This window comes from Lichenihabitans sp. Uapishka_5, assembly GCF_033947565.1.
Lineage (GTDB): Bacteria > Pseudomonadota > Alphaproteobacteria > Rhizobiales > Beijerinckiaceae > Lichenihabitans.
This window is the reverse complement of sequence record NZ_JARPVX010000048.1, coordinates 22,599-30,474: the sequence shown is the minus strand read 5'-3', so window position 1 is coordinate 30,474 and position 7,876 is coordinate 22,599. Positions and strand designations below refer to the sequence as shown.

At 68.3% G+C, this 7,876-nt stretch carries 6 protein-coding genes and 1 pseudogene; 1 reads left to right on the top strand and 6 read right to left on the bottom strand.

The window, feature by feature from the left end; all coding sequences use genetic code 11:
* The 6 genes and pseudogenes from P7D22_RS15355 to P7D22_RS15330 all read right to left on the bottom strand — a co-directional run.
* A pseudogene (locus P7D22_RS15355) lies at positions 1 to 254 on the bottom strand (spermidine synthase); the annotation flags it as partial.
* Positions 255 to 357: 103 nt separating this feature from the next.
* Positions 358 to 1,644, bottom strand: a complete 1,287-nt coding sequence (locus P7D22_RS15350) for a M16 family metallopeptidase (RefSeq protein ID WP_319935125.1) — start codon at positions 1,642 to 1,644, stop codon at positions 358 to 360.
* A gap of 26 nt (positions 1,645 to 1,670) precedes the next feature.
* Positions 1,671 to 3,041, bottom strand: a complete 1,371-nt coding sequence (locus P7D22_RS15345; RefSeq protein ID WP_319935124.1) for a M16 family metallopeptidase — start codon at positions 3,039 to 3,041, stop codon at positions 1,671 to 1,673.
* Positions 3,042 to 3,306: 265 nt separating this feature from the next.
* Entirely contained in the window at positions 3,307 to 4,653 is a 1,347-nt protein-coding gene (locus P7D22_RS15340; protein WP_319935123.1) for an aspartate aminotransferase family protein, read from the bottom strand.
* Between the two features lie 268 nt (positions 4,654 to 4,921).
* Positions 4,922 to 5,830: a DMT family transporter gene (locus P7D22_RS15335; RefSeq protein WP_319935122.1), complete on the bottom strand. Its 909-nt coding sequence runs from the start codon at positions 5,828 to 5,830 to the stop codon at positions 4,922 to 4,924.
* Between the two features lie 70 nt (positions 5,831 to 5,900).
* Complete coding sequence (locus tag P7D22_RS15330) at positions 5,901 to 6,950, bottom strand: AraC family transcriptional regulator (protein ID WP_319935121.1); 1,050 nt, start codon at positions 6,948 to 6,950, stop codon at positions 5,901 to 5,903.
* On the opposite strand from P7D22_RS15330, the gene P7D22_RS15325 reads away from it, so the two are divergent.
* Positions 6,949 to 7,851 (top strand): TIGR01459 family HAD-type hydrolase, encoded by a 903-nt coding sequence (locus P7D22_RS15325; protein WP_319935120.1) that lies wholly within the window; start codon positions 6,949 to 6,951, stop codon positions 7,849 to 7,851. The two genes, P7D22_RS15330 and P7D22_RS15325, sit on opposite strands and share 2 nt — an antisense overlap.
* Positions 7,852 to 7,876 lie beyond the last annotated feature (25 nt).

Here is a 7,876-nt window from a genome sequence, read left to right as displayed (position 1 = left end):
GGGCCGAGCAGGTCGAGCGCGGCCCTGAGCGTGAAGCCCATGCCGAGGCCGCCGATCAGCACGCGGCCGCCCTCGCGCCCCGCCAGCGTCGCGCAGCCAAGGCGCGCCAGGGCCTCCTCCGAGCCCCGCATCCGGCTGCCCATCAGCAGTTCCGGGCCGAGATTGATGACGAAATCCGTGCCGCGCCGCAGCAGCCGCAGCGGTGCGGTGCCGCCCGGCACAGCGGCGGTGTCGATCAGGATCCAGGGTTGCATAGGGTCTCCCGCCGCAGGAGCGCGCGACGCGTTTCCTGCCAAGCTTGTCGGGCGCGCGCGATGCCGGAACGGTGTTCGATCACCGTTCCGGCTGCTCTGAAGCTCAGACGATCCCGACCGGCCGCCCCACAACGGTGACCAACAAACCCGCATCGCCGAACAACCGCCGCGCCACCCGGTGCGTGTCTTCGAGCGTCACGGCCTCGATCAGCGGGTTGCGTTGATCGAGGTAGCCGACCTCGATGCCTTCCGCCTGCAAATGCACGAGCTGGCTGGCGATCTTCAGCGACGAGTCGAACCGCAGCGCGTAGGAGCCGGTCAGGTATTTCTTCGCCTTGTCGAGCTCGTCGGCGGTGGGGCCGTCTTCCGTCAGCTTGCGGATCTCGTCCTCGATGACGCTGAGCGACTCGGCCGCGCGCTCGTTCTTGGTCGAGGTGCCGCCCGAGAAGATGGATGCGTGATCGAAGGTCGCAAGCTGGGAATAAACCGAGTAAGCGAGCCCGCGCTTTTCGCGCACTTCCCGGAACAAGCGGGCCGAGAAGACGCCGCCGCCGAGAATGTGGTTCAGCACCACGCCGGCCATGTGGTCGTCGTCGAGCCGCGGAATCCCGTTGGTGCCGAAGCGCAGCGTCGCCTGCGGGATGTCGAGGTCGATCACCTCGCGGCGCCCGCCGCGCCCGATCATCACGTCGGCGATGGGACGCAGGCGCGGCGCCGCCGGCAGGGCGCCGAACGCCCGGTCGAGGGTCGCCCTGAGGGTGTCGGCGTCGATCGCGCCGACGACGGCGATCTTCAGCGAGCCGCGCGTGACGAGCGCCGTATGGGCCTCCACCACGTCGTCGCGCGTGATGGCCGCGAGCGACTCGAGTGTGCCCCGCACGGGGTGGCCGTAGGGGTGGTTCGGGAAGGCCGCCTCGCGCCAGGCCCGGCTCGCCAGGGCGTCGGGGTCTTTCGCCTCACGGCGGATCGATGCGGAAAGCTGCTGGCGCACCCGCTCGACCGCGCTGGCGTCGAAGCGCGGCTCGCAAACCGCGAGGCGCAGCAATTCGACAGCCGCATCGAGGTTGCGGCTCAGCGTCTTGGCGCGGCCGGTGACGAGGTCCCGGTCGGCCGAGAAGGAGATCTCGATGGCCTTGTCGTCGAGAGCGCGATGGTAGGCGTCGGCATCCATAGTGCCGGCCCCTTCGTCGAGCAGGCCCGCCATCAGGGCGACGGTGCCCTGCTTGCCGGCCGGGTCTTGGGCGGCACCGCCGTGAAAGGCGATGTCGAAGGCGACCAGCGGCACCGCATAATCCTCGACCAGCCAGGCCGTGATGCCGCCGGCCGAGCGGACGATCTGCACCGTCTCGGCGCGAGACCCCGTTGTCGGGGTCGCGAGTGTGGTTGTCATGGGATCTGGCTTTCTTGGCGCGGCGCTCAGGCGGCGGCCTGGGTTCCGTCAGTGTCTTGGGTCAGGAACCCGGTGACGCCGCGACGACGGGTGAGCCAGCGCTTGGCGGCCTCGCGCACGGCTTCCGCCGATACGCCCTCGATGTCCTCAGGCCAGCGGGCGATGTCGGCGACCGTCAGGCCGGTGGCGAGCGAGGCCCCATACCAACGGGCCAGCGAGGCCTGGCTGTCCTGGGCATAAACGGCATCGGCAACGAGCCGCGTCTTGGCCCGCTCGAGGTCGGCCGTGGGCGTCAGGTCGGTCGACACTTGGCGGACGACGGCGTCGATCGCGGCATCGAGCGTCTCGAGGCTGACGCCGGCGGCCGGCACGGCCCAGATGTAGAACCGGGTCGCATCGAGCGCGGTGCCCATGTAATAGGCCCCGGCCGAGACCGCGATGGCCTGATCGAGCACCAGCGTCTTGTACAACACGCTGGTCGAACCGCCGCCGAGATGGTGGGCCAGCACTTCAAGCGCGGCGCCCTCGTGCTCGGCCCCGGAACTGTAGGACGGCACCACGTACAGGCGCTGCACGCTGGGCTGCTCGACCTTCGGGTCGGCCAGCGTCACCAGCCGATGGGCGCGGGGCTCGGGTTCCTGCTGGCGCACCCGCACCGGTGCGGCCCCGCGGGCCGGGATGGCGCCATAGGTGGTGCGCGCCAGAGCCTCGACTTCCGGATAGGTGACGTCGCCGGCCACCACCAGGATGGCGTTCTCGGGCGTGTAGAAGCGGGCGTAATAATCGAGCGCGTCGGCGCGGTTCAGCCCCTCGATCTCGTGGTTCCAGCCGATGATCGGCTTGCCGTAAGGATGGTGGCTGTAGAGCGCCGCCTGCACGGCTTCGCCGAGCTGCGCGCTCGGGTCCGTGTCGGTCCGCATGCGGCGTTCTTCCAACACCACATCGCGCTCCGGCACCACCACGGCGTCGCTGAGCTCGAGGTTGGTCATGCGGTCGGCCTCGAAACCCATCAGGGTGCCGAGATGGTCCTTGGTGACGCGCTGGAAATAGGCCGTGTAGTCGTTCGACGTGAAGGCGTTCTCCTGGCCGCCGACTTCCGCAACCGCATCCGAAAAGGCGCCCTGCGGGTGCCTGGCGGTGCCCTTGAACATCAAATGTTCGAGGAAATGCGCGATGCCAGACTTGCCGGCCGGATCATCGGCCGACCCGTTGCGATACCAGACCATGTGGGTGACGACCGGCGCCCGGTGGTCGGAAATCACCACCACCTGCATGCCGTTGTCGAGCGTGCCGGAGGCGACGGGCGGACCGGAGGGCGCGGCCGCATGCGCGCCGGCATCGGGACGCAGGCCGACCGGCGCAGGGGAGATCGGAGCGGCAGCGGCAACAAGGGACATGGCATCCACGATCTTTAAAGGAGCCGGCATGCGGCCCAGGTCGCCCACCGGTGCGGGGCGCGTCCCGGCGCGGCGGCATCGACCCCAATGTGAGAATTATTCTCAGTTTGTCAAAGTGAGCGCCGACCCCCTGCCGCCATCTCTCCCTCGTCATTGCGAGGCTGCACAGCCGCCGCGGCAATCCAGCCCAGCGCCGGGGCTCTGGATTGCGTCACTGCGCTCGCAATGACGAAGGGTGGTGTGATCGGCGGTCGGCGATCTGCGCCTAAGCCACCGCCTTGATGACGCGCCCGACCTTGTCGGCCACTTCGCCGATCTGGTTTTCGGTGATGATGAGGGGCGGCGTCAGCGCGATCGTGTCGCCGGTCGAGCGCACCATCAGGCCCTCGTCGTGGAAGGCGCGCTCCAGCGCCTCGAAGGCGCGGGCCCCGACGGCGTCGGGCTTCGAGGCGAGATCGACCGCGCCCACGAGGCCGACCGTCCGGATGTCGAGCACGTTGGGCAGGCCCTTGAGCCCATGGATGGCGTTGGCCCAGACCGGCTCGAGCGCCTTGGCTCGGGCGAACAGATCCTCGTCCCGATAGGTGTCGAGCGTCGCGAGGGCAGCCGCGCAGGCGAGCGGATGCGCCGAATAGGTATAGCCGTGGAACAGCTCGATGACGCGTTCCGGGCCGTTCATGAAGGCGTCGTGGATGCCTTTCCGCGCCAGCACGCCGCCCATCGGCACGGCGCCCGAGGTGACGCCCTTGGCGAAGCAGATCATATCCGGGATGACGCCGTAGCGCTCGGCCGCAAAGGCCGTGCCGAGCCGGCCGAACCCGGTGATGACCTCGTCGAAGATCAACAGGATGCCGTGCTTGTCGCAGATGGCGCGCAGCCGTTCGAGGTAGCCCTTCGGGGGCGGCAGCACGCCGGTCGAGCCCGACATCGGCTCGACGATCACGGCCGCGATCGTCGAGGCGTCGTGCAGCGCCACGATGCGGTCGAGGTCGTCGGCGAGATGCGCACCCCATTCGGGCTCGCCCTTCGTAAAGGCCTGGTGTTCGCGGTTGTAGGTGTGGGGCAGGTGGTCGACGCCTGCCAAAAGCGTGCCGAAATGCTTGCGGTTCGACACGATGCCGCCGACCGAGATGCCGCCGAAACCGACGCCATGGTAGCCGCGCTCGCGGCCGATCAGCCGCTGTCGCGTGCCGCGACCCGACACGTTGTGATACGCGATGGCGATCTTCAACGCCGTGTCGACCGCCTCCGAACCGGAATTGGCGAAGAACACGTGGTCAAGATCGCCGGGCGCCAGCGCCGCGATGCGCGATGCGGTCGCAAAGGCCTTCGGATGGCCGAACTGGAAGGTGGGCGCGAAATCGAGCTCGGCCGCCTGGGCCTGGATGGCCGACACGATGCGGTCGCGGTTGTGGCCCGCGTTGGTGCACCACAGCCCCGCGGTGCCGTCCAGCACGGCCCGGTTGTCGGGCGTGAAATAATGCATGTCCTTGGCGCGGGCGATCATGCGCGGCCGCTGCTTGAAGGCCCGGTTGGCCGTGAACGGCATCCAGAAGGCTTCGAGGTCGTTCGGGATGTCGGTCTGGGCGACGGCGGCGGAAGACGACGGCATGGGGGCTCCTCGACGAGGCGGGAACGGTCCGGCGATGGATGCGCGGAGACCATCCCTGTGTAGCGCCCCTGCGACGAAAGGTCGAGCGGTCGCGGGCGGCGTGGGCTTCGATCGTGAATCCGGACCGAGACGACAGCGGGTTGCTCTCGGCGCGACGCCGCGTCTCTTCCAGCCAACAAGCCGCCGTTCAAGCCCTCGACGATGCGGCACGCACAGGCTGACAAGCCGGCCCGCGGAACCTTCGATGGCTCGGCACGGCCTTTTGCACTCAGCTTGTTCGCCGGTCAGCCAGAAGGCCCGCGAAGGTTCCTATGACGACCAAGCCTGCCCCGAGCACGGCCGACCCTGTGACAGGCTCGGACAGCAGAAGGTGGGCCAGGGCGAAGCCGAACAACGGTTCCGTCCCCATCAGAAACCCGACCCTGGTCGGGCTTGTGCGGCGGACCGCGGCATTCTGGACGTAGAAGGCCGCAACCGTGCAGAACAGCGACAAAAAGGCGACGCTGCCCCAGAAGCTCGCGTCGGCGCGAACCGCCAGCCCGCCGACGCCCTGCGTCACCGCAAGGGCCACCAACGCCACGGCGCCGACAGTCCCTGCTTGCACGGCGGTCAGCGCCACCGAAGACAGGGAACGTCCCGACATCAGCCGTTTCGTGGACACGACCATGATGGCACGAAGTGCTGCGGCCAGAAGAATGAGCCCATCCCCGATCGTCCAGGCCGTGACGCCGCCGACCAACAGGCTGACGCCAATGCTGGCCATGAAGGCCCCCGCGACGACGATCGGCGGCGGCAACCGACGCGACAGGCCATGGTCCAGGACTGGTGTGAAGAGTGTGCAGAGCGAGATGATGAGAGCCGCGTTCGTCGCGCTTGTCCGGGCAACACCCGCGACCTCCGCAATGAAGATCGCGGCCAGGATGGTCCCGAGTGCCCCACCGCGGAGAACGTCGTCCCTTGGAGCTATGGCGAGTTCCCGGCGGGCGGCCAGCGCCATCAGGCAGGCCGTGACCACGAACCTGTAGAAGATCAGAACGAGCACGGGAGCGGAGGCCAGTGCGCCCTTGGTGACCGGGTAGCTCGCCCCCCAAACCACGGCGACGCCCAGAACGGCCGCATCTGCCGGAAGCGTCGATCGGGAGATGGATCGCGTAACGGCACCCGATGGATGGAACATGTTCGGTTGCGCCCTTGATTGCTCACCGAATCCGCTCGGTGTCGGAGTGGTAGGGGGCGCCGCTAGGGCGTTATAGAATGAAAGCGCGGTCCCGGTCGGGGTGCGCATAGGCTGCAGGCGTCATGCCGACGATGGCCGTGAAATGGCGAGCCATGTGGCTTTGGTCGGCGAAGCCCGCCTCGATCGCGGCCATGGCCGGTGAGTGCCCTTCGCGGAGACGCTTCCGAACCAGGCGGACCTTCAGGCCAATGTGGTAGGCATGCGGGGGCAGTCCGGTTTGCCGCTTGAAGAGGTCGATCGTTTGCCGTCGGCGGAGCCCAGCCAACGACGAAAGCTCGTCGAGGCTGACGTCGTCTGCGACGCGGGCGTGAAGATAGTCCACAAGCCTGCTGGCCCGGCGATCGGGCACCGCGCCCCGCGGATCGTCGCCGGACGCGCCACGAGTGATCGCGGCCACCACCTCCGCCAAGGCGACCAGGGCCGCGTCCCGCGACAGGGTCAGCCTTGAAGCATGAAGCGCATCGTGAATGCGCGCCAGTCGCGTCGAAAGCGCGCTGTCCTGTCTGTTGCACGCGCCGAAGTCGGGCAGCGGGGCAGAAGCCGCGTCGCTGCGGTCGGCCAGGATCTCCGCCATCGTGTTTTCGCCGATATAGAACATCCGCTGGACCCAACCGGTTTCGACGGCTGCGTTGCCATGGTGGACGTCGCCGGGTCGCATCGACATGACGGTTCCCGGCACGACCGTATGGCGCTCGCCACGGCACCAGACCGCATGCACGCCGCCGGTGATGACGCCGATCAGGTATTCGGGATGAGAATGCGGCTTGAAGGTTTGACGGACGTAGTGCGCCGCCAGTGTTTCGAGGCCAGCGTGACCCAGCGGCCTCCGCAACGAAACGCGCTCCGATCTGGCCGCCGGCGGAGGCGCGTCATTCATCGTTGCCGTCCGCATTGTACAGGCCAACCACGCTGCGCGGTCTTCTATCGCGAATGGCATCGTTTCGCACCCGCGGCGTCGAGAACGGATTGTTCGAAGCGAACTCGGCAGCCGATCCGGTTCAGCCCCGGTGCGCGCAGCATGGCTTGACACCGGCGGCGTGGCTTCGTAGCGGCCCTGCATGGCCCTTGATCCCGCATCATCACCTTCCCGCATCGTCGGCGGCCTGTCCGAGCTCGCGCCGCATTATGACGTGGTGCTGAGCGACATTTGGGGCGTGCTGCACAACGGCGAAACCCATTTTCCGGCCGCCGTCGAGGCCTTGACCCGGTTCCGCGAGGGCGGCGGCACGGTGGTGCTCATTACCAATGCGCCACGGCCGAACGGCCCCATCCGGGAACAGCTCGACCGGCTGCGGGTGCCGCGCACGGCCTTCGACGATGTGGTGACCTCGGGCGATGTGACGATCGCCTCGATCCTGGCCCAGGCGGGAAAGCCGTTGTTCCACATCGGCCCGGAGCGTGACCTCGCACTCTACGAAGCCGTGGCGGCGCTCGGTCCGGCGCCCACGTTGGCGCCGCTCGATCGCGCCGGCTTCGTGGTCGTGACCGGCCTCAACGGCGACGAGACCGGTGTGCCGGAGGATTACGACGCCGAGCTCGACGCCATGCTGGGGCGTCAACTGGCGCTGATCTGCGCCAACCCCGACCTCGTGGTGCATATCGGCGAAGCGTTGCGATATTGCGCCGGCGCCATCGCGGAACGCTACCGTGCCAAGGGCGGCCAGGTGATCTATGCCGGCAAGCCCCATGCGGCCATCTATGACGCCTGCCTCCGAGCGGCGGCCCGGCTGCGCGGGCGGCCGGTCGACGCGCGCCGCGTGCTGGCGATCGGCGACGCCTTGCGCACCGATGTGGCGGGGGCCGTGCTGCAGGGGCTCGATGTGTTGTTCGTCACCTCGGGCATCCATCGCGACGAAACCCACCGCACCGGCGACGGCCAACTCGACACCGAGGCCTACCAGGCCATGATCGCGGCCGCGCAGCATCGGCCCCTGGCTGCCATTCCGGCCTTGACGTGGTAAGCTCGAAACGAACATCGGGGATCTG